The sequence below is a fragment of the Amycolatopsis sp. NPDC058278 genome (genome assembly GCF_042881395.1).
Taxonomy (GTDB): Bacteria; Actinomycetota; Actinomycetes; order Mycobacteriales; family Pseudonocardiaceae; genus Amycolatopsis.
The window spans coordinates 24,907-50,752 of sequence record NZ_JBHVXZ010000064.1 but is presented as its reverse complement, the minus strand read 5'-3'; the positions used below and the strand labels follow the sequence as shown (position 1 = coordinate 50,752).

The 25,846-nt window shown below is 71.2% G+C and carries 23 protein-coding genes and 1 riboswitch; of the genes, 8 read left to right on the top strand and 15 right to left on the bottom strand.

Translation table 11 applies throughout. The features are described from left to right. From ACFVYA_RS29420 to metG, 10 genes are all read right to left on the bottom strand, one after another. Positions 1-1,689, bottom strand: coding sequence for a fatty acyl-AMP ligase (locus ACFVYA_RS29420; RefSeq protein ID WP_387049553.1), 1,689 nt, complete (start codon positions 1,687-1,689; stop codon positions 1-3). 10 nt (positions 1,690-1,699) lie between these two features. Further along, a complete protein-coding gene (locus ACFVYA_RS29415; RefSeq protein ID WP_387049552.1) occupies positions 1,700-1,948 on the bottom strand; it encodes a hypothetical protein in 249 nt (82 codons plus the stop codon). A gap of 127 nt (positions 1,949-2,075) precedes the next feature. Further along, positions 2,076-3,842, bottom strand: a complete 1,767-nt coding sequence (locus ACFVYA_RS29410; RefSeq protein WP_387049550.1) for an ABC-F family ATP-binding cassette domain-containing protein — start codon at positions 3,840-3,842, stop codon at positions 2,076-2,078. Between the two features lie 4 nt (positions 3,843-3,846). Beyond that, positions 3,847-4,254 (bottom strand): ASCH domain-containing protein, encoded by a 408-nt coding sequence (locus ACFVYA_RS29405; protein ID WP_285986322.1) that lies wholly within the window; start codon positions 4,252-4,254, stop codon positions 3,847-3,849. Further along, the gene (locus tag ACFVYA_RS29400; protein ID WP_285986323.1) at positions 4,251-5,213 is read right to left on the bottom strand and encodes a 4-(cytidine 5'-diphospho)-2-C-methyl-D-erythritol kinase; all 963 of its coding nucleotides are present in this window, start codon (positions 5,211-5,213) and stop codon (positions 4,251-4,253) included. Before ACFVYA_RS29400 ends, ACFVYA_RS29405 begins: the two co-directional genes overlap by 4 nt. A gap of 126 nt (positions 5,214-5,339) precedes the next feature. Beyond that, positions 5,340-6,353 carry a methionine ABC transporter ATP-binding protein gene (locus tag ACFVYA_RS29395; RefSeq protein ID WP_285986324.1) on the bottom strand — a complete coding sequence of 338 codons (1,014 nt, stop codon included), beginning with the start codon at positions 6,351-6,353 and terminating at the stop codon, positions 5,340-5,342. A 207-nt stretch (positions 6,354-6,560) separates the two neighbouring features. Then, positions 6,561-6,651: riboswitch (SAM riboswitch) on the bottom strand. A gap of 140 nt (positions 6,652-6,791) precedes the next feature. Further along, entirely contained in the window at positions 6,792-7,628 is an 837-nt protein-coding gene (rsmA, locus tag ACFVYA_RS29390; protein WP_387049547.1) for a 16S rRNA (adenine(1518)-N(6)/adenine(1519)-N(6))-dimethyltransferase RsmA, read from the bottom strand. 180 nt (positions 7,629-7,808) lie between these two features. After that, a complete protein-coding gene (locus ACFVYA_RS29385) occupies positions 7,809-9,236 on the bottom strand; it encodes a transglycosylase family protein (RefSeq protein WP_387049545.1) in 1,428 nt (475 codons plus the stop codon). A gap of 288 nt (positions 9,237-9,524) precedes the next feature. After that, positions 9,525-10,361, bottom strand: a complete 837-nt coding sequence (locus tag ACFVYA_RS29380) for a TatD family hydrolase (protein WP_387049542.1) — start codon at positions 10,359-10,361, stop codon at positions 9,525-9,527. Positions 10,362-10,370: 9 nt separating this feature from the next. Then, positions 10,371-12,167: a methionine--tRNA ligase gene (gene metG, locus ACFVYA_RS29375; RefSeq protein WP_387049540.1), complete on the bottom strand. Its 1,797-nt coding sequence runs from the start codon at positions 12,165-12,167 to the stop codon at positions 10,371-10,373. A 52-nt stretch (positions 12,168-12,219) separates the two neighbouring features. Here metG and ACFVYA_RS29370 point away from each other — a divergent pair, with 52 nt between their 5' ends. The 5 genes from ACFVYA_RS29370 to ACFVYA_RS29350 all read left to right on the top strand — a co-directional run bounded on the left by ACFVYA_RS29370 (position 12,220) and on the right by ACFVYA_RS29350 (position 16,615). After that, positions 12,220-12,819 (top strand): PadR family transcriptional regulator, encoded by a 600-nt coding sequence (locus ACFVYA_RS29370; RefSeq protein ID WP_387049538.1) that lies wholly within the window; start codon positions 12,220-12,222, stop codon positions 12,817-12,819. Between the two features lie 82 nt (positions 12,820-12,901). Then, positions 12,902-13,879 (top strand): ATP-binding cassette domain-containing protein, encoded by a 978-nt coding sequence (locus ACFVYA_RS29365; protein WP_387049536.1) that lies wholly within the window; start codon positions 12,902-12,904, stop codon positions 13,877-13,879. Further along, positions 13,869-14,633 carry an ABC transporter permease gene (locus ACFVYA_RS29360; protein ID WP_387049534.1) on the top strand — a complete coding sequence of 255 codons (765 nt, stop codon included), beginning with the start codon at positions 13,869-13,871 and terminating at the stop codon, positions 14,631-14,633. Before ACFVYA_RS29365 ends, ACFVYA_RS29360 begins: the two co-directional genes overlap by 11 nt. Before the next feature lie 82 nt (positions 14,634-14,715). After that, complete coding sequence (locus tag ACFVYA_RS29355) at positions 14,716-15,330, top strand: glycoside hydrolase family 25 protein (protein WP_285986332.1); 615 nt, start codon at positions 14,716-14,718, stop codon at positions 15,328-15,330. Positions 15,331-15,349: 19 nt separating this feature from the next. Continuing rightward, the gene (locus ACFVYA_RS29350) at positions 15,350-16,615 is read left to right on the top strand and encodes an aminodeoxychorismate synthase component I (RefSeq protein ID WP_387049532.1); all 1,266 of its coding nucleotides are present in this window, start codon (positions 15,350-15,352) and stop codon (positions 16,613-16,615) included. Here ACFVYA_RS29350 and ACFVYA_RS29345 read toward each other — a convergent pair. Next, entirely contained in the window at positions 16,592-17,545 is a 954-nt protein-coding gene (locus ACFVYA_RS29345; RefSeq protein ID WP_387049529.1) for a zinc-binding alcohol dehydrogenase family protein, read from the bottom strand. The genes ACFVYA_RS29350 and ACFVYA_RS29345 overlap by 24 nt on opposite strands. A gap of 42 nt (positions 17,546-17,587) precedes the next feature. Between ACFVYA_RS29345 and ACFVYA_RS29340 the strand changes: the two genes are divergently transcribed. Continuing rightward, a complete protein-coding gene (locus ACFVYA_RS29340; protein ID WP_387049527.1) occupies positions 17,588-18,121 on the top strand; it encodes a QsdR family transcriptional regulator in 534 nt (177 codons plus the stop codon). Between the two features lie 9 nt (positions 18,122-18,130). Here the strand turns inward: ACFVYA_RS29340 and ACFVYA_RS29335 are convergent, their stop codons facing one another. Together ACFVYA_RS29335 and rsmI are read right to left on the bottom strand one after the other, a co-directional pair. After that, positions 18,131-20,059 (bottom strand): hypothetical protein, encoded by a 1,929-nt coding sequence (locus ACFVYA_RS29335; protein WP_387049525.1) that lies wholly within the window; start codon positions 20,057-20,059, stop codon positions 18,131-18,133. Between the two features lie 116 nt (positions 20,060-20,175). Next, positions 20,176-21,012 carry a 16S rRNA (cytidine(1402)-2'-O)-methyltransferase gene (gene rsmI / locus ACFVYA_RS29330; protein ID WP_387049523.1) on the bottom strand — a complete coding sequence of 279 codons (837 nt, stop codon included), beginning with the start codon at positions 21,010-21,012 and terminating at the stop codon, positions 20,176-20,178. A gap of 67 nt (positions 21,013-21,079) precedes the next feature. Between rsmI and ACFVYA_RS29325 the strand changes: the two genes are divergently transcribed. Continuing rightward, complete coding sequence (locus ACFVYA_RS29325; protein WP_285986337.1) at positions 21,080-22,648, top strand: dolichyl-phosphate-mannose--protein mannosyltransferase; 1,569 nt, start codon at positions 21,080-21,082, stop codon at positions 22,646-22,648. On the opposite strand, the gene ACFVYA_RS29320 is transcribed toward ACFVYA_RS29325, so the two are convergent. Then, positions 22,649-23,362, bottom strand: a complete 714-nt coding sequence (locus tag ACFVYA_RS29320; RefSeq protein ID WP_387049562.1) for an AraC family transcriptional regulator — start codon at positions 23,360-23,362, stop codon at positions 22,649-22,651. 76 nt (positions 23,363-23,438) lie between these two features. On the opposite strand from ACFVYA_RS29320, the gene ACFVYA_RS29315 reads away from it, so the two are divergent. Then, positions 23,439-24,035, top strand: a complete 597-nt coding sequence (locus tag ACFVYA_RS29315; protein ID WP_387049520.1) for a class I SAM-dependent methyltransferase — start codon at positions 23,439-23,441, stop codon at positions 24,033-24,035. Here ACFVYA_RS29315 and ACFVYA_RS29310 read toward each other — a convergent pair. Then, on the bottom strand, positions 24,005-25,774 hold the full coding sequence (locus tag ACFVYA_RS29310) for a serine/threonine-protein kinase (protein ID WP_387049518.1): 1,770 nt from the start codon (positions 25,772-25,774) through the stop codon (positions 24,005-24,007). The genes ACFVYA_RS29315 and ACFVYA_RS29310 overlap by 31 nt on opposite strands. Positions 25,775-25,846: the final 72 nt, after the last annotated feature.

The window sequence follows — 25,846 nt, the reverse complement described above, 5'->3', positions numbered from 1 at the left end:
TCAGGCGTCGGCGTTCTTCTTGATGCGGTCGGCGAACTGCTGGGCCGTCGCCGCGCGCTTGACTTTGCCCGACGGCGTCTTCGGCAGGCTGCCCGCCGGGAGCACGACCACCGCGTACGGCCGCATGTCGACGGCGTCCCGGACGCGGGCCGACACCTGCTTCATCAGGTTCTTCTCGGCCTCGGCGTCCCCCGCCAGCTTCGACTCGACGACCACCGCGAACCGCTCGCGGCGGCTGCCCGCGTCCAGCCGGACCGCCACCGCGTTGCCCGCGCGCACGCCCTCGACCGAGGTCGCCGCGCGCTCGATGTCCGTCGGGTACAGGTTGCGGCCGCCCATGATGATCACGTCCTTGCGGCGGCCGCAGATCACGATCTGGCCGTCCACCAGGTAGCCGAGGTCGCCGGTGTTCAGCCACCCCTCGGCGTCCTGCGTGTCGAGCGGCCCGTCCATGGTCAGGTAGCCGGGCGTCACGGCCTCGCCGCGCAGCCGGATCTCGCCGACCTCGCGCTCGCCGACCCGCTCGCCCGCGTCGTTGACGATCTCCGCTTCCAGCCCGTCGAGGGGCCGGCCGAGCAGCGCGAACGACCGGACGCCGTCGGTGCCGCGCCGCGGGTCGCCTTCGGGGACGGGCACCGCGCGGTTGTCCGCCTCGAGCGCGTCGGCCTCGACGACGTCGAGGGTGAGCCCGGTGAACAGCGGCGCGAACGACACGGCGAGCGTCGCTTCGGCCATGCCGTAGGCCGGGAAGACGCACTCCGCCGGCATCTTGAACCGGGCTCCGGCGTCCACGAAGGTCTGGACAGCGGTCTCGTCGATGGGCTCGGCGCCGTTCAGCGCGATGCGCAGCTTCGAGAGGTCGTAGGCGTCATCGGAGTCGACGCGGGCCATCCGGCGCCCGACGATGGCGTACGCGAAGTTCGGCGCCGCCGTTGTGGTGCCGTGGTACTTCGTGATCAGCTCCGGCCAGATCAGCGGCCCGGACAGGAATTCGACCGGCGTGATCTTGACCAGCTCGACGCCGAAGGTCATCGGCACGGTCAGGAAGCCGACCATCCCCATGTCGTGGAACGTCGGCAGCCACGACACCATCACGTCGACGTCGAAGTCGAACTCCGCGCGCTCGACCATGGCCTTGACGTTGGAGTACAGGTTCCCGTAGGTGATCCGCACGGCCTTGGGGTCGGCGGTCGAGCCGCTCGTCAGCTGCAGCAGCGCGGTGTCGCCCTCGTCGGTGGTGACGACGTCCGGCAGCGGTTCGGCGGCGGCCAGCTCGGTGATGAGCTTGAACCCGATGCCCTTCTGCTCCAGCACGGGCGCCAGCTGGTCGAACGGCTCGCCCAGCAGCACGAGGCCGGAGCCGATCATCCCGAGCACCCGCACGGTGTCCTCGGCCCATTCGGCGAGATCGGTGCGCGGGGTCGGCTGGTGCAGCATGGTGACGCTGCCACCGGCCAGCCAGACGGCCTGCACGGTCGGCGCGATCAGCACCGGCGCGGCGGCCAGCACCCCGACCGCCGTCCCGCGCTCGAACCCGCCCGCGACGAGCCCGCCGGCGATCCGCCGGGCTTCTTCGTGCACCTCGGCCCAGGTCCGCCGGACCGGCTCCTTCGGCTCCCCGGTGACCATGCCACGCTGCTGACCTCGCTCCGTCGCGGTGGCGACGAGCGTGTCCACGAACCTGCTCATGGCTGGAACATTACTGTCTCGGCGTCAACGTCCGCCGAGCAAAGCGGAAACCGGCCCCCGCAGCCAGCTGTCCACCTGGCGTTGCACGGGGGTGGTCGAGCCACACGAGCACGTCGAGGCGGGCTGTCATCCGTTCCCGGACTTCTTCGCCCTGCCACTCGATGGCCCAGACGTCGCCGTCCAGGAAGCCGAGCACCTCGGCTTCCCACGTCTCCCGCACGGTCCAGCCGGGCCCGAGGTAGAAGGATTCGAGTGACACGTACGGCACCCCAAGCGCTCGCACAGGGTCGGCACCAGGGTGGACTTGCCCGATCCCGCGGGCCCGGCCACCGCGATCCGCCGGAGCTGCCGCACGCCGAGGGGCTCGTCCGGCCCGAGGAGCCTGGTCACTCCAGCAGCTCGGACGTTTCCAGCCAGCGGCCCTCGACGTCCTCGATCTCGCCCTGGACGCCCTTCAGCTGCGCGTTGAGCTCCATCAGCTTCGCCGGGTCCGTCGCCGCTTCCAGCAGGGCCGAGTGGAGCTTCTCCTCCTTCGCGTGCAGCTGGTCGAGCTTGCGCTCCAACCGGCCGAGTTCCTTCTGCGCCGCCCGCAGATCCGCCGCCGACTTCTTCGCCTCGGTCTTGGCCGCCGTCGGGGCCGTCGCGGCCGCCGGTTCCTTGGCGAGGGCGCGGCGGTTCAGGTACTCCTCGATGCCGCCCGGGAGGTGGGTGATGCGGCCGTCGCCGAACAACGCGACGATCGTGTCGCACACCCTTTCCACCAGGTAGCGGTCGTGGGACACCACGACCATCGTGCCCGGCCAGCCGTCGAGGAGGTCCTCCAGCTGCTGCAGCGTGTCGATGTCCAGGTCGTTCGTCGGCTCGTCGAGCAGCAGCACGTTCGGCTCGGCCATCAGCAGCCGGCACAGCTGGAGCCGGCGCCGCTCGCCGCCGGAGAGGTCCGCGACCGGGGTCCACTGGCGTGCCTGCGGGAACCCGAGCTTCTCGCCCAGCTGCGACGCCGTCATCTCCTGCTTGCCGAACACCACGCGCCCGGCCACCTGCTCGATCGCCTGCAGCACGCGCAGGTCGCCGGGCAGGTCGTCGAGCTCCTGGCGCAGGTGCGCGAGCGCGACCGTCTTGCCCTCGACCCGGCGGCCGGTCGAGCCCTCGACGTCCCCGCCGAGCAGCTTCAGCAGCGACGTCTTGCCCGAGCCGTTGATGCCCACCAGGCCGATCCGGTCGCCCGGGCCGATCCGCCAGGTGACGTGGTCGAGCAGCGTCCGCTCGCCGACCCGGTAGGTCGTGTCTTCCAGCTCCAGCACGGTCTTCCCGAGCCGCCGCTTCGCGAACGCCTGCAGTTCGACGGAATCCCGCGGCGGCGGGACGTCGGCGATCAGCGCTTCGGCCGCCTCGATGCGGTAACGCGGCTTCGACGAACGCGCCTGCGGGCCGCGGCGCAGCCACGCCAGCTCCTTGCGGGCCAGGTTCTGCCGCTTCTCCTCGGCCGTCGCGGCCAGCCGCGCCCGCTCGGCGCGCGCGAAGATCCAGTCGGCGTAACCACCTTCGTACTGCTCGACGCGGCCGTTCGCGACCTCCCACGTCAGGGTGGCGACGGTGTCGAGGAACCACCGGTCGTGCGTGACGACCACGACCGCGATCCGCCGGTTCAGCAGGTGGTCGGCCAGCCACTGGACACCTTCGACGTCCAGGTGGTTGGTCGGCTCGTCGAGGACGACGAGGTCGAGCTCGCCGGTCAGCGCGGCGGCCAGGGACACTCGGCGCCGCTCACCGCCGGAGAGGTTCGCGGTGGGCGTTTCGAGCCCGATCGCGGTGATGCCCAATCCGTCCACAATGGATCGGACGCGCGCGTCGGCGGCCCATTCGTGCTCGGCTCCGTAGCGTTCGAGCACCACTTCGCCGACCGTGCTGCCGTCCGGGAGCTCGGTCCGCTGGGTGACCACGGCCATCCGCAGTCCGCCGACGTGGCTCACCCGCCCGGAATCCGGCTCGGCGAGTCCGGAAAGGACTTCCAGCAGGGTGGTCTTGCCGCCGCCGTTGAGGCCGACGACGCCGATGCGCTGCCCGGCCGCGACGCCGAGGGAAACGCCGTCCAGCAGTGGCTTCACCCCGTAGGACTTGCTCACCGACTCGAGATTGACCAGGTTGGCCATCCGTTCAGCCGATCCTCTCCACGATGACGAACCGGGTCGCCACGACCATGGTCGTGTCGTCCACGGTGAATTCCGGATCTTCCAGCGCGGCCCGCATTTCGGCGCTCTGCCAGTACTGCGTGTGGCCGGCTCGCCACTCGGCGACGCTCTTGTCGCCTTCGCCCTCGTCGAGCGCGTGCTGCAAGTCCACTTCGGACAGCGGCAGCACGCGCACCTCGGTGGTCTCGAGGATCGCGACCCCGACGCCCGCCGAGTCGATCATCAGCTCGCGCTCGCCGACGACGGGCAGTTCTTCGCCGTACTTCTCGTATTCGGCGACCAGGCCGGTGGTCGACGTCTTCTCCCCGCGCAGGATCGCCGCGACCAGCTTGTCGCGCAGCGGACCGGGGAACGCGAACTCGGCGTGCTTCACGCGTGCACCCGCGGCGGTGCCGGGCGCGGCGCGTCGTCCCCGCCGACGACGCGGGCGCCGGGGACCGGGCCGTGGGCCACGCGGACCGTCCGGCACACGCCCGCGCCCGACAGCTCGGCCGCGACCTCCACCGCCGACTGCGCGTCTTCGCAGAGGAACGCGCACGTCGGGCCGGAGCCGGACACCGTGCCCGCGAGCGCGCCCGCGTTGACGCCCGCCCGGAGCGTGCGGCGCAGGTCGGGCCGCAGCGAAACGGCGGCCGCCTGGAGGTCGTTGCCCAGCAGCAGGGCCAGCTGGCGCGGGTCACCGGAGGCCAGCGCCTCGACGACCGGCGTGTGCGAGCCGATGCGGGGCGGGTTGCCGGCCGCGCGCAGGCGGTCCAGTTCGCCGAACACCTTCGGCGTCGACAGCCCTTCGGCGGCGAAGGCCAGCACCCAGTGGAACGTGTGCCGCGAAAGCACCGGGACCAGCTGCTCACCGCGGCCGGTGCCCAGCGCGGTGCCGCCGTAGAGCGCGAACGGGACGTCGCTGCCCAGCCCGGCGGCGATTTCGGCCAGCTCGTCGCGGGTGACGTCGAGGTTCCAGAGGCTCGCCAGCCCGACGAGCGTCGCCGCCGCGTCGGCGCTGCCGCCCGCCATGCCGCCGGCCATCGGGATGCCCTTGCGCAGCACCACCCGGACCTTCGGTTCACCGGTGCGGCCGACGTGCTCGGCCAGCGCTTCGACGGCCCGCCAGGCCAGGTTCTCGGGGCCGGTCGGGACCGAACCCTCCCCCTCGCCGTAGACCTCGATGCCGGGCTCTTCGGTGACCGCGACGGTCACCTCGTCGGTCAGCGACAGCGCCTGGAACACGGTCACCAGCTCGTGGTAACCGTCTTCGCGCAGGTCGTCGACCGACAGGTGCAGGTTCACCTTGGCCGGGACCCGGACGGTGACTGGGGGCGGAACTACGGCGAGCACCCGACCAGCCTACGTGCCCACGGAAACGCCCCGATGCGACCTGCGCATCGGGGCGCTGCTGTGGCAGCCGTGGCTTCGCCCCGGGCCGGGGGCTCCGCCACCCGGAACCCCCGAAAACCCGGTCAGTCAAGCAGCCGCGACACCCTGCGGACCGCGGGCGGTGTACGTCACATGGCCACCGCGCTCGGCGACCCACGCCAGCGCCGCGTCGGCCCGCTCGCCGCGGACGCCGAGGCGGAAGCGGCCGACCGGGGTGTCGCCGATGCGGGTCAGGCCGCCGCCGATGGTGGCGAACTCGACGTCGAAGCGGCCCGCGGCCTCGGGCAGCAGCGCGCCGACCGAGGCGAAGCCGACCAGCACGACGTCGGCCGAGCGGTCGTAGCGCGCCGCCTGCGAGCGGACGGTCTCGATGGCCGGCAGCAGCGCCTGCGCGGTGCGGCTGGCCGGGTTCGAGATCAGGTCGAGAACCGTGCCGCGCTCGACGACCGTGCCGTCCTCCAGCACCGCGACGTCGTCGCAGACCCGGCGGACCACGCCCGCGTCCGGCGTCGTGATGACGACGGTGGTGCCCAGCTCGGAGCGCGCCCGGTCGAGAACGGCGAGCACCGCGCCGGCCTCCTCCGGGTCGACGCCGGCGGTCGGGTCGTCGGCGAGCAGCACGGCGGGAGCCGCCGCCAGGGCCTTCGCGACCGCGACGCGGCGCAGCTGACCGGCGGACAGCTCGCCGGGACGCTGCGCGGCGCGCGGGGTCAGGCCGACGAGGTCCAGCAGCGAGCCGACCCGGCTGCGGCGCTGCGGGCCGTCGACGCCGAGCTGCTCGAGCGGGGAGGCGATGTTGCCGGCGATGGTGCGCTCGGCGATCAGCTCCGGCTTCGTCGAGACGACGCCGAGCTGGCGGCGGATCTCGCGGAGGCGGCGGCCGTCGAGGGTTCCGGTGTTGAGGCCGTCGAGGCGGACGACGCCGCGGTCGGGGCGCTCCTGCAGCGCGATGCACCGGGCGAGGACGGACTTGCCGGACCCGGCGGGGCCGACCACGCCGAAGAGCGAGCCGGCCTGGACGTCGACGCTCACGTCCCGGAGCGCGATGACGGAGTTTCCGTTGGTGGCAAAGGTTTTGGACAGGTTTTCGACGGTGATCACGAAGGCTCCAGAAAACGGGGTGCGCGCATGGCGGCACCCGGCCGCAAGCAAGTTCCGTCCTGTTCGGACGGTGCGTGAAGAAGAGGTGGACCGGCTACGACAAGCTCAGTTGGAGCGTCGACATGCGGTCACGGAGCGGCGGCCTTCGTCGACAACGCGACGCTTGGTCAGGAGCAGGGGGCGAGCTACCCTCTTCATCGAAAACGGCCTCCATCGGTCCTGGCGGTAGCACCTGCCCTGTGGAGGGTGGTTGCTGCGACTTCGGCGAGCCAGGTCTCTCAGTCGCTCGGGATGGACGTACTGAGTAAAACCGATCCCGAGGAGCGAACGCAAGCCTGTTGGCCCAGATCACACGAGTGGCGGTGTCCGAATGGCGGGATCGGGGCCGATGGGGGCCTTTTTCACCCTTCCACTGTGGAGTTTGAACGCTGTGGATCGCTAACGCGCGGCGGCGATCCGGGCGAAGTCGTGCACGCCGAGCTGTTCACCGCGGGTCCGGGGGTCGATCCCGGCCGCCGTCAGCAGCTCGCCGGCGCGCTCGGCCGAACCCGCCCAGCCCGCGAGCGCGGCCCGGAGCGTCTTCCTGCGTTGTGAGAACGCGGCGTCCACCAGGCCGAAGAGCAGGTCCCGGTCCTCGGACGCCGTCGTGTCGCCGCGTTCGAACGCGACGAGCGCGGAATCGACGTTCGGCACCGGCCAGAACACCGAGCGTGGCACGGCGGCGACCTTGCGCGCGGAGCCGTACCAGGCGAGCTTGACGCTCGGCACGCCGTAGATCCGGCTGCCGGGGCCGGCGGCCATCCGGTCGGCGACCTCGGTCTGCACCATGACGAGCCCGGACTTCAGCGAAGGCACTTCGGCCAGCAGGTGCAGCACGACGGGCACGGCGACGTTGTACGGCAGGTTGGCGACGAGCGCGGTCGGCTCACCCAGTTCCTCCCGGGTGACGCGCATGGCGTCGGCGCCGACGACGGTGAGGTTCCCCGCGGCCTCGGGCCCGCGTTCGGCGACGGTCTTGGGCAGCCGCTCGGCGAGCTTGGGATCGATCTCGACGGCGACGACGCGGGCGCCGGTGGCGAGCAGCCCGAGGGTCAGCGACCCGAGCCCCGGCCCGACTTCGAGGACGACGTCACCGGGGGCGACGTCCGCCAGCTCGACGATCCGGCGGACGGTGTTGGGATCGTGCACGAAGTTCTGCCCGAGCTTCTTCGTCGGCCGCACGTCGAGTTCGGCCGCCAGCCCGCGGATCTCGGCAGGTCCCAGCAGTTCAACCACCGGGCGAGCCTACTTGACCGCGGAACTCGCGTGATCGGCGGCGGAACTCGCGTGATCGAGCGCGGAACTCGCGTGATTGAAGGCGGAACTCGCGTGACTGGAGGGACGACACGCGTGATGGGGAGGACGACACGCGAAACGGCCCCCGTCCACGTGGGACGGGGGCCGTTCGGGAAAGCGTCAGGCCTTCTTGCCGCAGACCGGCCAGGCGCTGTAGCTGCCGCCGCGGCCGGCCTTGACCTTCTCCGCGACCGCGATCTGCTGCTCACGCGAGGCCTGGTTCGGCAGCGCGGCGTACTCGTCGCCGCCGTAGGCGTCCCACGTGCGCTTGTCGAACTGGAGGCCGCCGTAGTAGCCGTTGCCGGTGTTGATGGCCCAGTTGCCGCCCGACTCGCACTGGGCGATGCGGTCCCACGCGGAGCCGTCGCCGATCTCCGGGTTCGGGGCCTGCTTGGAGCCGACGTGGACGATCTTCGGCTTCGGCTGGGTGATGACCTTCTCGGAGATGCTCTCCCGGCCGACCTCTTTGCCGTTCTTCTGCGTGACCTTGTAGGTCACTTCCTTTTCGCCGGGCGTGCCGGGGTCCTCGACCTGCGTCTTGCCCTTGGCCAGGTCGGGGTCGTCGACGCGCTGCTCGGGCGGGTCGATGCTCTCCTTCTGCTTGACCGTCGAGACGCCGGTGCGGCTGATGTGCACCTCGGCGCCGTCGGTCAGCTTGACGTCCAGGCCACCCTCGGCCTGGTCCTCCGGGCCCAGGGTGAGCTTGTACTCGCCCAGGAACTCCTTCGTCGTGACCGCGGTCGTCTTCACCTGCTTCGGCGCGTTGGCACCGTCGTACAGGGTGATGTTCTTCAGGGTCTTGATCTCGACGGTCGCGCCCTGCAGGGGCAGCTCACCGTCCTTCGGCATCGACATCCACGTGCCGGGCTTGTCCATGCCGGCCATGCCGAGCTGGGACAGCGCGTCGCCGAGGTGGGTCGCGCGGACCCAGGAGGTGTGCTCCGCGCCGTCGACGATCATCTTCAGCTGGCGGCCGCGCTCGAGCTTGATGACCCCGCCGTCGCCGACCTCCGCCTGCGGGGACGGGGACAGCGAGTCGTGCGCGCCGACGGACAGGCCCGCGTCCTCGAGCACCTCGCCGACGGTGTCGCCGAAGGAGTGCACGGTCTGCTGGTGGCCGTCGACGTCGACGGTGATGCTCTTGTTCATCGCCAGCGCGGCCGCGCCGCCGCCGGCGACGCTGATCATGACGCTGAGGACGGCGCCCTTGAGGAACCGGCGCTTCCAGATCTTGGTGGTCTCGCGCAGACCCTCGTCCAGCGAGGCCCGTTTGGCCTGCGGGGACATGGTCCGGTCCTCGTCGAGCCCGTCCGGGATGACGATCGGCGGCAGGAACGTCGTCTCGGCGTTGATGAGCCGGATCAGTTCGTCGACGTCGACGTCGATCTCGGCCATCATCGCGTCGGCGTCCGGGCCGAGCGCGGCGAGGATGTCCTGCTGCGTGATGTTCGGGTCGTCGGAGAAGTCGAGCTGGCCGTACGCAGTGTTCTCGAAATCGCGCTCGAGGACGGCCGCGGAGCGCGCTCCAGCCTGTCTGCTACCTGTCACCGGGTCGTTCCCTTTCCCAAGACATCGTTCGGGGCGACGTCTTTACGTCTGGGCCCGCAGCCGGCGCCATCGTCACGGTTCCGGGCCGTACCGCTCCCGGTTCCGCTTCCCCGACGTGCACTGACGTGACTGTGGGCGTAACAGTCGGCAACTGCATGCGCAGTACCGACCGGCACGATCACGGGACAGTAACGGGTCGCGGCGGGTTGCGCAAACACCCCCCGGAGTGTCGTGATCTGGGTCACTCCATCAGGTGGACGAGCGGGGAACCCGGTTGTCGCAATGCGTTCAACCCGTTGTGACACTGGGGAGTCGGTAGATCCGCTCCGCGGTGGTCCGGACCGATTCGGCGACTTCGTGGACAGCTTCGCCCCTGAGCGCCGCGAGGTGACGGACGGTGTAGGCGGCGCCGAACGGCTCGTTCGGCCGCCCACGGAACGGGTGGGGGGTCAGAAACGGCGCGTCGGTCTCGACGAGGTACTGCCCGGATGGGCAGAGGCGGGCCGCGTCGTGGAGGCCTTTCGCGTTCTTGAACGTGACGGTGCCCGCGAAGGAAAGGACATATCCCGCGTCGACGCACTTGCGGGCCATTTCCGCGTCCCCGGAAAAACAATGGAAGATTACGGCATTCGGCGCACCCTCTTCGGCCAAGATGCGCAGCACGTCGTCGTGGGCCTCGCGGTCGTGGATCATCAGCGGCTTGCCCAGCCGCTTCGCGAGGTCGATGTGCCAGCGGAACGCCTCCTGCTGGGCGTCGTGCGGCGAGTAGTCCCAGTAGTAGTCGAGGCCGGTCTCGCCGACGGCGACCACGCGGTCGCCGGCCGCCAGGCGTTCCACCTCGGCCCGCTCGGCCTCGCCGAACCCCTTGGTCCGGGTCGGGTGGATCGCGACCGCGGCGAAGACGCGCCGGTCCCAGCCCGCCGCCTCGACGGCCCAGCGGGCCGAGGCGAGGTCGTCCGCGACCGTGACGACGCGGGCGACGCCGGCGCGCTCGGCGCGGTCGACCATGGCCGTGACATCGGCCGCGGTGACCGCGCCGCACGCGTCGAGATGGGTGTGCGCGTCCACCACCGACACCGGGAGCCGGTCCGGGACCGGCGGCAGCTCGCGCTTCTCGTCACCCATGCATACCTCTTACTCCTTGATGATCGGCGCCCACTCCGGACCGGTCTCGCCGAGCGCCGGGTCGAGCTTGGTGAACAACGGCGACGGCTTGGCCAGTGGCTTGCCGACCTCGATCGGCGTCGACGCCCACTTCGCCTGCTCGGCCGCGTAGTCGCCGGTGAGGATCGGGTTGACCCGGCCGTCGATGTCGAGGTCGTCGACCTCCTTGAGCTCCGGCTGGGCGGCCCAGACGCCGGTGCCGCCGAGGGCCTCGTGCACCTTCTGCGCCGAGTGCGGCAGGAACGGCGTCAGCAGCGTGTTCGCGTCGCTGACGACCTGCAGCGCGGTGTGCAGCACGGTGTCGCGCCGCGTGGGGTCGTCCTTCAGCTTCCACGGCTCCTGGTCGGAGATGTACTTGTTCGCCGCGGTGACGACCTTCATCGCCTCGGCCGCGGCCAGCTTGAACCGGGACCGGGCCAGGTGCGCGCCGGCGGTGTCGAACGCCTTGCGGGACAACGCCTTCAGGTCCTCGTCGGCCGCCGTCGGGGCCTCCGGGCGCGGGATGGCGCCGACGTTCTTGTGCGCCATCGAGATGGACCGGTTGACCAGGTTGCCCCACTCGTTGGCCAGCTCGAAGTTGGTCCGGCGGACGAACTCGTCCCAGGTGAAGTCGGTGTCCTGGGTCTCCGGACCGGCGACCGAGATGAAGTACCGCAGCGTGTCCGGGCCGAAGTCGCGCAGGAAGTCCTCGACGTAGATGACGCGCCCGCGCGAGGTCGAGAACTTCGAGCCGCTCATGGTGAGGAACTCGCTCGAGACGATCTCGTCCGGCAGGTGCAGCTTGCCGTACTTGCCCGGCTCGCCACCCTTGTCGCCCTCGCCGTTGTGCCCGAACAGCAGCGCCGGCCAGATCTGGGCGTGGAAGGTGATGTTGTCCTTGCCCATGAAGTAGTAGGACCGGGCGTCGGCGTTGTTCCACCACTCCTGCCACGCGTCCGGGTTGCCGGAGCGCCGCGCCCACTCGACGCTGGCCGAGAAGTAGCCGATCACCGCGTCGAACCAGACGTAGAACCGCTTCAGCGGCTGGTCGCGCCAGCCGTCGAGGGGGATCTTGACGCCCCAGTCGAGGTCGCGGGTGATCGGCCGGGGCCGCATGTCGTCGATCAGGTTCTTGGTGAAGTTGAGGACGTTCGGGCGCCAGTCGTTCTTGGTGCCCAGCCAGTCGCCGAGGGTCTTGGTGAACGCCGGCAGGTCGAGGAAGTAGTGCTCGGTCTCGACGAACTTCGGAGTCTCGCCGTTGATCCGCGACTTCGGGTTGATCAGCTCCGCGGCGTCGAGCTGGTTGCCGCAGTTGTCGCACTGGTCGCCGCGCGCGCCGTCGTACCCGCAGATCGGGCAGGTGCCCTCGACGTAGCGGTCGGGCAGCGTGCGGCCGGTGGACGGGCTGATCGCGCCGCGCGTGGTCTTCGGCACGACGTAGCCGTTGCGGTGCAGCGCCAGGAAGATCTGCTGCGTCACCTCGGCGTGGTTGCCGGTGGAGGTCCGCGTGAACAGGTCGTAGGACAGCCCGAGGCCCTGCAGGTCGTTGCCGATCTGGCGGGTGTACTTGTCCGCGGTCTCCTGCGGGGTCGAGTTCTCGTTGTCCGCCTGGACGGTGATCGGGGTGCCGTGTTCGTCGGTCCCGGAGACCATGAGCACCCGGTTGCCGGCCATTCGCTGGTAGCGGGAGAAGACGTCGGACGGGACGCCGAATCCGGACACGTGGCCGATGTGGCGGGGGCCGTTGGCGTAGGGCCAGGCCACCGCGGTCAACACAGGGGTGCTCATACCTTATTAGCCTACGGAGGGCGTCACACGCTTTGTCGAGAGGGAGGCCCGGTTGTCGGCGACACGGCTGCTCGTGCTCGGGGTGGTGCGCATGTACGGCCGCGCGCACGGCTACCAGGTGCGGCGCGAGCTGCTGACCTGGTCGGCGGACAAGTGGGCGAACGTCCAGCCCGGGTCGATCTACCACGCCCTGAAGAAGATGACCGCCGAGGACCTGCTGGAGCAGGTCGACGTCGAACCGGGCGAGGGCGGCCCGGACCGGATCGCCTACCGGCTCACCGGCGAGGGCGAGCAGGAGTACCAGGTGCTGCTGTCGAAGGCGCTGTCGGACCCCCAGCTCAACCACCCCGACCTGTCGGCCGCGATCTCGCTGATGACCACCCTGCCCCGGGCGCGCGTGATCAACCTGCTCCGGCACCGGCTGGTGCACCTGGAAGCCGAGCAGCGGCAGGCGGAGCTGATGCTCGAGGAGCTGAAGGTCAACATGGGCCTCGGGACGCCTGAGCACGTGGGCGAGCTGTACCGGTTGTGGGGCGGGATCACCGACGCGAGCCTCACCTGGCTGGCGGCGCTGATCGCCCGGCTGGAGGCGGGCGAGTACGTGATGGCCGACGAGTCCGCCGAGGCGTTCGGCGAGCCACCCACCCGGTAATCAAGTTTGACTAGTGCACTCTTCTGAGGCACAGTGTGCGGCTCAGCTAGTCAAGCTTGACTACTTTTCGGGAGGGGTTCTCATGATCACGGCACGCGGTCTCGAGCGGCGGTTCCGCCGCAAGGGCCGCACTGGGGGCGAAGTCCACGCGGTGAAGGGCGTCGACCTCGACGTCGAAGCGGGCGAGCTGGTCGGCTTCCTCGGGCCCAACGGCGCCGGGAAGACGACCACACTGCGCATGCTGACCACGCTGCTGAAGCCGACCGCGGGCACCGCGACCGTCGGCGGCTGCGACCTGCTGTCCGACCCGCTGGGCGTGCGCAAGCGCATCGGGTACGTCGCCCAGGGCGGCGGCAGCGCACCGGAGAGCAAGGTCGCCGACGAGCTGGAACTGCAGGGCAGGCTCTACCGGATGAGCAAGGCCGACGCGATCGCGCGCGGCGCCGAACTCGCCGAGCAGCTCGACCTGACCGGGCTGGACCAGCGGCTGACCAAGACGCTGTCGGGCGGGCAGCGGCGGCGGCTCGACATCGCGCTCGGGCTGATCCACTCGCCGGCCCTGGTGTTCCTCGACGAGCCGTCGACCGGCCTCGACCCGCAGAGCCGCGCCAACCTGTGGGAGCACATCCGCCGGCTGCGCGCCGACCAGGGCGTCACGGTGTTCCTCACCACCCACTACCTCGACGAGGCGGACGCGCTGTCGGACCGGCTGATCGTGATCGACGACGGCCGGATCGTCGCCGAGGGGACGCCGGACGCGCTGAAGGCGCGGGTCAACGGCGACCGCGTCGAAGTGGGTGTCGACCCCGGGCAGGCCACCGACGCCGCCGAGATCGCCGGGCGGCTCACCGGCGCGCAGGAGCTGTCCACCGACGGCGGGGAGGTCCGGTTCCGGGTGCCGCGCGGCGACGTCGCACTGCCGGAGCTGCTGCGCGCCCTGGACGCCAAGGGCATCACGATGCTGTCGGTCCAGGTCCACCGGCCGACGCTCGACGACGTTTTCCTGACCCTGACCGGGCGTTCGCTGCGGGAAGCGGAGGAGGCCGGCCGTGCTGCGTGACACCTGGCTGATCTTCCGCCGCGACATGACCGCGGCGCTGCGCAATCCGACCTGGGTGCTGATCGGCATCATGCAGCCGCTGCTGTACCTGTTCCTCTTCGGGCCGCTGATGGTGCAGGCCATGCAGGGCCAGGGCCTGACCGAAGTGCAGGGCTGGATGCTGCTGACCCCGGCGCTGATCGCCCAGCTGGCCCTGTTCGGCAGCTCGTTCGTCGGCTTCGGGCTGCTGGCCGAATACCGCTCCGGCGTCGTCGAGCGGTTCCGGGTGACGCCGGTCAGCCGGATCGCGCTGCTGCTGGGCAAGGTACTGGCCAACGCGCTGCAGGCCGTGGTGCAGGCCGTGTTGATCATCGCGCTGGCCGCGCTGGTGTTTCCCCTCGACGCACCCGTCGGCGGCGTGCTGCTGTGCCTGGTGATCGTGTTCCTGCTCGCGGTGTCGCTGGCATCGTGCTCCTACGCGCTGGCGTTGACGCTGAAGAGCGAGGAGACGTTCCCCGCCCTGCTCAACGCGGTGCTCATCCCGCTGCTGCTGCTCTCCGGGATCCTGCTGCCGATCACCGCCGGGAAGGCGCCGGACTGGCTCTACACGGTCTCGCGGATCAACCCGTTCCGGCACGTCGTCGACGTCGAGCGGAACAGCTTCGGCGGTGACTTCACGATGGATGCGCTGTTCACGGGCAGTGTCGTGGTGCTGGTGATGGCGGTGTTGTCCCTGTGGTGGGGAACACGGACCTTCCAGAAGGAAAACGCCTGATCAAACCCGCGGGTGCGTTCACTGCGGGTCCGCCTCCGGCGACGTATGGTGTGCTCTCCACCGACGCGCCGGGGGCGGGACCGTGACAGAGCCGGAGAGTGAACTCGGCATCTCGCTGTCCCACCGCGAGCACGTGACCGACTGGCAGGCCGTGCGCGCCGCGCAGACCCGGTTCGTCTCGGTGACGATCAGCGAGAACGTCAACTGGAGCAACCCCGCCGCGGAGCGCAACCTGGCCGGCGCGCAGGAAGCCGGGCTGCACGCCGGCGGACGGCACTACGCCCGGCCCGGTGCGGTGCACGACCAGGCCGACTTCTTCGTGCGGACGGCGAGCAGGCTCGGCGCGTTCGCCCCCGGGTCGCTGGCGCCGGCGCTGGAGGTGGCGGCGCCGAGCGTCGACGACCGGTTCGTCAAGGCGTGGATCAAGCACGTCCGGCACGCGGCGCGCATCGAACGGGTGCTGGTCTACGCCGACCACGACTGCTGGCAGCACCGGCTGCACCCGGACCGCTGGGCCGACAGCGAGGTCGTGCTGTGGCTGGTCCGGCACAACGGCATCCCGGGGCGCGCGGGCTGGTTCCACTCGCGGCTCGGCGTGCACCAGCACGCGTACGCCCCGGACGTGCCCGGCATCGCCGCGCCGGTGGAGCAGAACGCCGTCGTGTACCCGTTCACATTGGGCGACCTGCTGCTCTGACGTGTGGTGGTATGTCGCCATGCGCGTGACGAGCAGGCCGCTCCGGACGAACCTGACGCCGTCGCGCGCTTTCTCGGTACTCGCCCACCACGCCGCCGCACGCGGCTTGCCGCCGCCCGCGATGCTGTCCGGCGAGTGGTTTTCTTCCCGGGCGGTGATCGCGCCGTCGCCGGACCTGTCGCCCGGCGCTTTTCCGGCTCTCACCGAGCAGGCCGACGCCGAGCCGGGCGTGGTCGGCGGCGGCTGGTTCGGGTACCTGGCCTACGACCTGGCCGACCCCTCGCACCGGACCGGTTCGCTGCCCGCTTCGGCGTGGAGCTGGGCGGACCACGTGCTGCGGTGGTCCGCCTCGGGCACCTGTTACCTGGAATCCCTGGACGGCGGCGGCCCCTCGCTGTCCACAATGGAGTCACTGCTGGCCGCGGCTGTTCCGGCCCGTTCGTGGACGGCGGGGCCACTGCGGCGTCCGCTGCCGTCGGAGCACCGGGACGCGGTCAAGGCGTGCGTGCACGCGATCGAGGCCGGCGAGCTGTTCCAGGCCAACATCTGCGCGCGGTTCACGGGCACGTTCTCCGGCTCGCCGTCGGCGTTGTTCGCGGCCGGAGTCCGGTCGCTGGCCCCCCGCCGCGCGGCCTTCCTGTCCGGCTCGTGGGGATCGGTGGTCTCGTTCTCTCCGGAGCTGTTCCTCGCGCGCCACGGACGTTCGGTGCGGTCGACGCCGATCAAGGGGACCCTCCCCCGCCGCGGGCCGGAGGACGACGGGAACGCCGCGTTGCTGCGCCGGTCCACCAAGGACGTCGCGGAGAACGTGATGATCACGGACCTGGTGCGCAACGACCTCGGCCGGGTGTGCGAGGTCGGCTCGGTGACGGTGCCCTCGCTGCTGGAGGTCCGGCCGGCGCCGGGGGTCTGGCACCTGGACTCGACGGTGACGGGAGTGCTGCGGCCTTCGGTCCCGGACTCCGAACTGCTCGACGCGACGTTCCCGCCGGGGTCGGTGACGGGCGCGCCGAAGATCCGCGCGCTGGACCTGATCGCCGCGCTGGAGAGCCGCGGCCGTGGGGTCTACACGGGCGCGATCGGGCTGGTGTCACCGGTGGCGGGACTGGAGCTGAACGTCGCGATCCGGACGTTCGAGATTTCCGGAGGGACGATCGCCCTCGGCGTGGGCGGCGGCATCACGGCGGATTCGGACCCGGAGGCGGAGTGGCAGGAGTGCCTCCACAAGGCGGCACCCCTGGAACACCTCCTGGCGAACCCGCTACTTGCCGGGGTCGAGCAGTAGCTTGCCGACGGTCTTGCGGGAACGCAGGGCCTCGTGCGCGCCCCGGGCGTCCGAGAGCGCGTACTCGCCGCCCGTGATCGCCTTGAGCTTGCCCGCCAGCACCAGGTCGAACAGCTCGGTGAGGGCCGTCGCGAAGACGTTGCCCGGCAGCCGGAAGACGTGCGGCAGCCACATCCCGCTGATCGTGGTGCTGTGGCCGAGGATGTTGCGCAGCTCGACCGGCTTCGGGTTCTCGCGCCCGGCCATGCCGTAGAAGGCCAGCCGGCCGAACGGGGCGAGCGCGTCGATGCTCTGGTCGGTCGTCGTGCCGCCGACCATGTCGAGCACGATGTCGACGCGGCGGCCGTTGGCGTCGAGCAGGGCCTCGGTCATGTCCCCGGCACGGGAGTCGACGGCGACGTCGGCCCCGAGCTCGAGGGCGAGCGCGCGCTTCTCGTCACTGCTCGCGGTGGCGATGACGCGCCCGGCACCCCAGGCCTTGGCGAGCTGCACGGCGACGGTCCCCACCCCACCGGCAGCCGCGTGCACCACGACCGACTCGCCGGGCTCGAGGTGGGCGTTCTTGCGGAGCAGGACCCAGGCGGTCGTGCCCTGGACCAGCATGGACAGCGCGGTGAGGTCGTCGATGCCGTCGGGAACCGGGAAGGTGGTCGCCGCCGGGGCGACGGCCTTCTCGGCGTACCCGCCACCGCCGTTGAGCAGGGCGACGACCCGCTTGCCGTCGTGGGTCCCGACGACCTCACCACCGGGAACGAGCGGCAGCTGGGACGGCGCGAGGTAGGAGTTCTCGGCCTGGTGGGTGTCGGCGTAGTTGACCCCGATGCGTTCGACGTCGATGAGCACCTCGCCGGGGCCGGCCACCGGGTCGGGCAGCTCGACGGGGGTGAGCACCTCGGGTCCGCCGAACTCGGTCACCTGCACTGCGCGCATGTCGCGTTCCCTCTCCGTCGTGGTTGTGAGACATTCTGGCATATGTCTCAGGAGTTCGAGGTGGCCCGTGAGTGGTTCCTGTCCGGCCGCCGGCTGGACATGGGCGAGCTGGCCCAGGAGCTGTCGATCAGCCGGGCGACGCTGCACCGCCGCATCGGCGGCCGCGACCGGCTGCTGGGCGAGATCCTGTGGTCCCTGTCATCGGCATCGATCACCCGGCTCTGGCCGGCCTGCGCCGGCCGCGGCGCCGCGGGGGTGGCGGACTTCGTGAGCGGCTACGTCCGGCTGGCGAACGACTCCCCGCCGTTCCGCGACTTCCTGCGCCGCGAGCCGGAGCGGGCTCTGCGGCTGCTGACGACCCGCGCAAGCGTTTGCCAGCGACGCACCACGGAGAAGCTGACCGAGCTGGTGGCCGGCGAAGTCGCCGCAGGCCGCCTGGAGCCGCCGCTGCCGGTGCCGGACCTGGCTTACCTGCTGGTGCGCATCGGCGAGTCGTTCGTCTACACGGACGTGATCACCGGCGACGCCCCGGACGCGGCGAAGGCGCATGCCGCGGTCACGGCGCTGCTCACTTGACCCCGCCGGTCAGTCGAGGTACGCGGTCACAGCTTCGGCCTCCGGCTCCGAGAAACCGGACAACTCCGCCGCGACCTCGGCCAGTTCCCCGGTCGGGTCCTCCTCCACCGGCACCTGCGTCGCGGTCGAGTCCGCCGAAACCGCCGCCATCTCGGCAGTCAGGACCGCGGACAGCTCCAGCGGAACGGACGGCCCTTCGAACGACTGGAGCGCCCGCGCCCGCGCCAGCACCGGCGCCGGAATGTCCGCGACCGGTACCGCCAACACCCGGACGCACCCGAGCACGGCGAGCGCCGCCTCATGCGGAGTAGCTACCTCGAGCCAGGCCGCGAGGTCGTCGCCGGCACCGGTCGCGAGCGGGTGGAAGGCGGGCTCGATGTCCTCCTCACCAAGCAGGTGCAGCAAGCCGCAGGCCTCCGCCAGATCCCATTCCGACTCCGGGCCCACGGTTTCTTCCAGGAACCCGCGGACTTCGGCCGCCACCGACGACGCGAGGTCGGGAGCGACCTGCGCGACGTCGAACAACATGCGCAGGGCCGCGTGCTGGTCGCGCCGGCCGGGAAAGGTCCGGAGCGCCGCTTTCTCGAACAGGAACCGGAACACGCTCCGGCCGAAGTGGGAGCCGGCCTGGACGCCGATCCGGTGCAGCACGAAAGGAACGTTGCGGAGGTCGAAGAGCTGAGCGTCGGCTACCCGGCCCTGGCAAAGCAGCAGCAGCCGCCGCCGCTCCGCCCGCGCACCGTCCGAAGCGTCGCCGTTGAGCTCGGCGTACCGGATGAGCCCGATCTGCAGTACCCGCACCGGCATGCCGACCCGCATCCAGTCGTCGAGGAGCCCGGGCGGGGCGGCCGCGATGGCCGCCCGGCGGAGGGCGAAGGGGAACCGCTGGAGCAGGACGAGCCGGTTGCCCACGAAACGGACTCGGCCATTCGCGCCCGACCACAGTGCTCCGACGAACTTTTCCCGGACCTTGGGCGAGCGAGCGATCTCCTCCGTGACGCTGCGGAACAGGGCCGCGTTGGCAGTGGCTATCCCGGTCAGGTACCGCGCGGCGAAGTGCGAGTTGCGCCGGGAGAGCAGCTCGATGACGCTCTCCGCATCCGCCGGGTGCATGACGTTCAGCACCTGACCGTAGCCCGTGAGGCCAATGCCACGCACGGCGTTGGCCAGCTTCACCGCGCCTTTCGTCGAGCTCCACGCGCACCCGAGCAGGATCGAGTGGAAGTCGTCGCGGATCGCCGATCGCAGCGGTTCCAGCGGCAGGCCCGCCTTGCGGACGAGGATGACCAGCTCGGCGATGGTCCGCAGCGAGCCGAGCGTCACGATGTGGCGGTAGAGCGGGGCAGGCTCGGCGAGCAGCGCTGCCCGCTCGGCCCGCCCGAGCTTCGCCAGCACGGTCACCAGCACTCGCGCCTTGACCGTGTGCCAATGCTCGCCCAGCCAGTCGACGTCGAGTACCGGGACTTTCCCGTACTTCAGGCTCGTGGGACGCCGCTGCAACGCCTCGGTGAAGGACACGAGCGTCGCCAGCGACTGGGTCGCCGTCAGCTCGTCCGCGCCCGCGTGCAGCGAGAAGTGCGCTCCCCAGTTCCGGAGCCGCCGCGCGTGGTGAGCCACGCCCCGACCGCTCAACGACATCGTGTCCGGCGGCAGGATCCCGCGCTGGGCCGCCGTCTTGATGAGCCGCCCGAGTTCGAGACCACCGACCGTCGACGGCTCCATTCCCCGTTCGACGAGCGTCGCCTTCAGCACGCCTTCCGCCATGCGACCGGCCAGCGCGATCACGGCCGTCCACAAGCCGGCGCCCTCCGCGGCCCACAGCTCTGCCAGGTTGCGGTCGAGCTGCACCAGGCCGGCCTGCGGGAAGTGGTAGTCCTCGAGCCGGTACCGGGCCCGTACCTGTCGGCGGATCTCGGCGTAAGCCTCGCCCGGTTCCACGTTCCACCTCCTCGGCGGGATCTTCCGCGGGGCGGAGGATCACCACTCACCAAGGTCGGCGGGTGACGCGCCGCTGTTACGCGGTCACGAGTCAGCTGCCGAGGTCACGGCGCTGCTCACTTGACCCGGGACGCCAGCACGGCGTCGTAGAGCTCCTTTTTGGACACTCCGGTCGCCTCGGCGACCTCGGCCGCCGCTGACTTCAAGCGCTCGCCGGCGGCCACCCGGGCCGCGACCTCGTCCACCAGGTCCACCACCGAAACCGCCCGCGGCTCGGCACCCGAGAGCACCACTGTGATCTCGCCGCGCACCCCGTCCGCGGCCCACGAAGCCAGCTCCGCGAGCGTTCCCCGCTTCACCTCTTCATACGTCTTCGTCAGCTCCCGGCAGACCGCGGCGGGGCGGTCCGGGCCCAGCACCGCGGCCGCATCGGACAAAAGGGATGCCAGCCGGTGCGGGGACTCGAAGAACACCGCGGTCCGGGGTTCGGCGCGCAACGACGTCAGCCACTTCGTCCGCTCGCCCGGCTTGCGTGGCGCGAACCCCTCGAAACAGAACCGGTCACACGGCAATCCGGACAACGCGAGCGCCGTCGTCACCGCGGACGGGCCCGGCAGGCACGTCACCGGCAGGTCTTCCGCCACACAGGCCGCGACCAGGCGGAAGCCCGGGTCGGACACGCTCGGCATCCCGGCGTCCGTCACCAGGACCACCGTCTCGCCCGCGTGCAGCGCCTCGAGCAGCTTGGGCAGGCGCGCCGTTTCCACGTCCTCGTAGAAGCTCACCACCCGGCCGCGCGGGGTCACTTCCAGCGCGGAAGCCAGCGATCGCAGCCGCCGCGTGTCCTCCGCCGCGATGACGTCGGCTTCCGCCAGTGCGGAAACCAGGCGCGGTGAAGCGTCGCGGACGTCGCCGAGCGGGGTGGCGGCGAGGATGAGGCGGCCCGAAGTCACCCGGCCAGCCTAGGCTGATCAGCGGATCCGGACGACGGACGCCCCGTCCCGCCCGTAGGATCGCCCCGTGACCGCCGTGCTGACCCGTCCCGACGACGAAAGCGTCCGGCCGGACCCGGTCGAGGCGCTCCGGCCGCCCACCGACCGCGAGCTGACCCTGCTCGGCCGAGGCATGCCGGCCGACCGGCTGCGCGGCTGGGTCGTCACCCTCGTGCTGACCGTGATCGGCGGCATCGTCCGGCTGCAGAACCTCGGCGTGCCGACCGACAAGGGCAGTCCCGTCTTCGACGAGAAGCACTACGTGCCGCAGGCGTGGCAGGTGCTGCGCAACGGCGGTTACGAGGACAACTACGGCTACGAACTGGTCGTCCACCCGCCGCTGGCGAAGCAGCTGATCGCGATCGGCGAATGGCTGTTCGGCTACAACGGCTGGGGCTGGCGCATCATGCCCGCGCTGGCCGGCACGCTGATGGTGCTGCTGGTCGTCCGCATCGCCCGCCGCCTGACGCGCTCGACGCTGCTCGGCGGCATCGCCGGCATCCTGGTGATCAGCGACGGCGTCCTGCACCTGCAGTCGCGCATGGGCATGCTCGACATCTTCATCGCGCTGTTCGTGCTCGCCGCGTTCGCCTGCCTGCTCGCCGACCGCGACCAGGTGCGCGAGCGGCTCGCGACGGCGGTCCGCGAGGGCTGGGTCAACGAGTCCGTCTGGGGCCCCAAGCTCGGGTTCCGCTGGTGGCGGTTCGCGACCGGCCTGATGATCGGGCTCACCTTCGGCGTCAAGTGGTCGGCGCTGTACTACATCGTCGCGTTCGGGCTGCTCTGCGTCGGCTTCGACGTCGCCGCCCGGCGCGCGGCCGGCGTCGAACGGCCCTGGCTGGGCACGATCCGCCGGGACGTGCTGCCCGCGCTGTGGGCGATCCTGATCATCCCGTTCCTGATGTACTTCGCCGCGTACTGGGCCTGGTTCGCCAGCGAGACCGCCACCGACCGGCACTACACCGAGATCAAGGACATCGCCCCGGGCTTCTGGTCGTGGGTGCCGCCGGCGCTGCGCTCGCTCGGCGACTACACGGGCAACGTCCTGCACTTCCACGAAACGCTGGTCACGCCCAAGGACAACCCGCACCCGTGGGAGTCGAAGCCGTGGACGTGGCCGATGGGCCTGCGCCCGATGCTCTACAGCTACAACGGCGAAGTCACCGGCTGCGGCGAGGCCCGCTGCATCAGCGCGACGATGCTGATCGGCACCCCGGCGATGTGGTGGCTGGCGATCCCGATGCTCGGCTGGGCGGCGTGGCGCTCGATCTTCCGCGCGGACTGGCGCTACGCGGCCGTGCTGGTCGGCTACCTCGGCGGGTACGTCTTCTGGTTCACCAACATCGACCGCCAGATGTACTTCTTCTACGCGACGCCGCTGGCGGCGTTCCTGGTGCTGGGGCTGACGTTGTGCCTGGGCCAGATCCTCGGCAGCGCCCGGCGCGGCTTCGAGAGACGCGGCACGGGCCTGCTGGTGGTGTCGCTGTACGTCGGGCTGGTGGTGGCGAACTTCGCCTGGCTGTGGCCGATCCTGAACGGCATCGCGATCACGAACGGCCAGTGGGAGGCCGAGCGCTGGCTGCCGTCCTGGCGCTAGTCAGCCCGCGAAGTACGCCCCGGGCGTGACCCCGACGGCCCGCCGGAAGGCCGCGACGAACGCGCTCGCCGAGCTGTACCCGACGCGGCAGGCCACCGTCTCCAACGGCGTCGCCTCGGCCAGCAGCGGCAACGCCGCACGCAGCCGCGCCTGGGTGCGCCAGGTCCCGAACGGCATCCGGCACTCGCGGACGAAGATCCGCGCCAGCGTCCGTTCCGCGGCCCCGACGTCGCGGCCGAACTCGGCCAGGGTCCGCGGATCGGCCGGGTTCGCGAACACGGCCGCCGCCACGTCGAGCGCGCGCGGGTCGGACGGCGACGGCACCACGATCGGCACCACGTCCAGGGGCTCCAGCAGGTCGAAGGCCACGGCTTCGGCACGCAGCCGGGCCGCGGGCGCGACGCCGTCGCCGGTCAGGTACTCCAGCAGTTCCCGCAGCAGCGGCCGGACGACGACCATCCGCGGCTCCGGCCACGACACCGGCGAGCGCGCCGGGTCGGCATAGATGCCGCGCAGGGCCGCCCGCCCGAGCGCGCCGGTGCGGTGCCGGACGCCGGCGGGCATCCAGAGGGCCCGCGTCGGCGGCAGCACCCAGCCGGCGTCGCCCGCCTTGACCGCGACGACGCCGCGGGCCGACCAGACCAGCTGGTGCGCCGGGTGCTCGTGCCAGGGGAACCAGGTGCCGGCGGGCAGGTCGAACGCGCCGAGCAGCATGGCTTGACCGGTTCGCGACATCAGTTGGCAGCGTATCGGCTACCGGTCACCGGCGTACCGAAATACCGTCAGAGGCATGCCGATGAACCTCATCCACCGCAAGATCTGCAGCTCCCCCAAGTGGGCGGACACCGTCGAGGAACGCCTGACGCCCTGGCTGGCCCGCCACGACCTCGGCGACGACGTCCTCGAGCTCGGCCCCGGCTTCGGCGCGACGACGAAGGTGCTGCTCGACGTGGTGCCGAAGCTGACGGTCCTCGAGATCGACCCGGCCTCGACCGAGCTCCTGCGCGCGAAGTTCGGCACCCGCGCCGACGTCGTGGCGGGCAGCGGCGCGGAGATGCCGTTCGAAGCCGGCCGTTTCTCGGCGGTCGTCTGCTTCACGATGCTGCACCACGTCCCGACGGTGCCGTTGCAGGACGCGATCTTCGCCGAAGCCGCCCGGGTGCTGCGCCCGGGCGGGCGGTTCTGCGGGACCGACAGCCAGCTCAGCTTCCGCTTCCGGCTCCTGCACATCGGCGACACGATGAACGTGGTCGACGCGTCGACGCTGCCGGAACGCCTGGTGAAGGCCGGCTTCGAGCAGGTCGAGGTGAAGGCGCGGCCGAAGGAGATCGTGACCTTCTCGGCGACCAAGCCCGGTCAGCGGCGGGGCAGCCCGCTCCCCGGCTGACGCGGCACGACCCGCGTCACCGGGCCGTCCGCAGACTTGCCCGCCCGCGACAGCCAGCCCTCGACCTCGCGCCGCACCGCGTTCAACGTCGGGCGGCGGCGGGGTTCCGGGTCCAGTGAGGCCGCCAGCAAGCGGGCGTGCGCGCTGCGCTGGGGCAGCCGCGACACCGGCTCGGCCCGGGCCGCCGCCATCAGGGCCGCCATCGGCGTCTCCCGCGTTCCGCGCGGCGGCTGGCCGGACAGCGCGTAGCTGATCGTCGCCGCCAGCTGCCACGCGTCGGACGCCGGGGACGCCGCCGACCCCATTGCCTGCTCCGGGGCGACGAAGTCGGGCGTGCCGATCATCATCCCGGTGGCCGTCATCTTCGAATCGCCCTGGCTGCGGGCGATGCCGAAGTCGATCAGGTGGGCCAGGCCGCTGCGGTCGAGGACGACGTTCGACGGCTTGATGTCGCGGTGCAGGACACCCTTCTCGTGCGCCGCCGCCAGGGCACCCGCCATCGTCGCCCACAGGCGGCCCGCCGCGACGTCGTCGAGCGGGCCCTGGCCGTCGACCAGCTCGGCCAGCGGACGGCCTTCGAGGTACTCCATCACCAGCGCGAGGCCGTCCGGCTCCTCGGCGAGGTCGTACACCTTGACGCAGTTCGGGTGGCTGACCACGGCCAGCGCGCGGGCCTCGCGCTGCATGCGCTCGGCCGTGTCGCGGTCCGGCGCGTGCGCGATCTTCAGCGCGACCGTGCGGTTCAGCTGCGTGTCGACGGCCTGCCAGACCGTGCCGAAGCCGCCCGCGCCGAGCTGCTTGACGCGGCGGTAGCGGCTGCCGCCGGCGTTGCGGGAGCCGGGCGGCGGCGGGATCGGGCCCGGCGCCGCGGCCAGCGCGCCGAGCGGCGGGGACGGCGGCTCGGGCGCGGAAGCCAGCGCCGTCTTCGGGTACGGCCGGTTGACCGGCGGCGGCGGGGGCGGCGGGGTGGGGCGCGGCTGGACCTGCGAGGGCGGCGGCCCCTGGGGCTCCTGCTGGCGGCGCGGCGGCGGCTCGTCCGACCGGTCGGATCGGTTGATCACCGACCACGGCGGCGGCCCGACCATCGCGACCGGGATCAGGCCCAGCACGCTGAACGGCAGGAAGCCGAGGAAGAAGTGCAGCGCGGTGTTCGCCTCCATGCCGACGCTGAACACGAGCATCGCGGCGAACGGGATCCAGAAGAACCGCGACGGCCACTTCGGGCCGCGGCGGAAGGCCGTGCGGCCCTGCAGCATCACGAAGAACAGCGAGCCCGCGCCCAGGACGGCGAACGCCAGCAGGTAGACGAAGAACGGGATCTCCTTGCCGTGCTGCGAGGACAGCACGTCGAAGACGGTCTGACCGCCGCCCAGGTACTCCCGCTGGTTGTCCACCCAGCAGCCGCCGGCGCCGTTGAGCGTCTTGAGCTCGTCCGCCGACAGCCCGGTCTTCCTGTTGCCGAACGCCGCCTGGAAGACGCCCGAGACGCCGATGGCCAGCAGCCACGGCAGCACCAGCGTGCTGAACAGGCCGATCACCCCGAAGACGCCCAGCGTCGTGGCGTCGTAGCGGTTGCCGGTGCCCTTCCGGATGATCGACACGGCGACCGCGCCGATCGGCGGAAGCAGCGCGACGAGCGCGCCGGCCGCACTCGTGGCCCATACCCAGTCGCCGGGGCAGAAGCCCGGGCCGAACAAGGAATGGGCTAGCGAGAGCAACGCGCTCGCGAGTCCGTTCACCGCCGGGCTCCCCTCACTGTCCGTGTTCACTTCGTGGCCGTCACGCGGCGTTTTCCCGCGGTCCAGCTTAGG

Coding starts and splice junctions, on each gene's coding strand:
- ACFVYA_RS29410 (WP_387049550.1), bottom strand. CDS start 3,842: ATGGCCAACCTGGTCAATCTCGAGTCGGTGAGCAAGTCCTACGGGGTG.
- ACFVYA_RS29365 (WP_387049536.1), top strand. CDS start 12,902: ATGATCACGGCACGCGGTCTCGAGCGGCGGTTCCGCCGCAAGGGCCGC.
- ACFVYA_RS29315 (WP_387049520.1), top strand. CDS start 23,439: ATGCCGATGAACCTCATCCACCGCAAGATCTGCAGCTCCCCCAAGTGG.
- ACFVYA_RS29345 (WP_387049529.1), bottom strand. CDS start 17,545: ATGCGCGCAGTGCAGGTGACCGAGTTCGGCGGACCCGAGGTGCTCACC.
- metG (WP_387049540.1), bottom strand. CDS start 12,167: ATGAGCACCCCTGTGTTGACCGCGGTGGCCTGGCCCTACGCCAACGGC.
- ACFVYA_RS29340 (WP_387049527.1), top strand. CDS start 17,588: ATGTCTCAGGAGTTCGAGGTGGCCCGTGAGTGGTTCCTGTCCGGCCGC.
- ACFVYA_RS29420 (WP_387049553.1), bottom strand. CDS start 1,689: ATGAGCAGGTTCGTGGACACGCTCGTCGCCACCGCGACGGAGCGAGGT.
- ACFVYA_RS29380 (WP_387049542.1), bottom strand. CDS start 10,361: ATGGGTGACGAGAAGCGCGAGCTGCCGCCGGTCCCGGACCGGCTCCCG.
- ACFVYA_RS29320 (WP_387049562.1), bottom strand. CDS start 23,362: ATGCTGCTCGGCGCGTTCGACCTGCCCGCCGGCACCTGGTTCCCCTGG.
- ACFVYA_RS29350 (WP_387049532.1), top strand. CDS start 15,350: ATGCGCGTGACGAGCAGGCCGCTCCGGACGAACCTGACGCCGTCGCGC.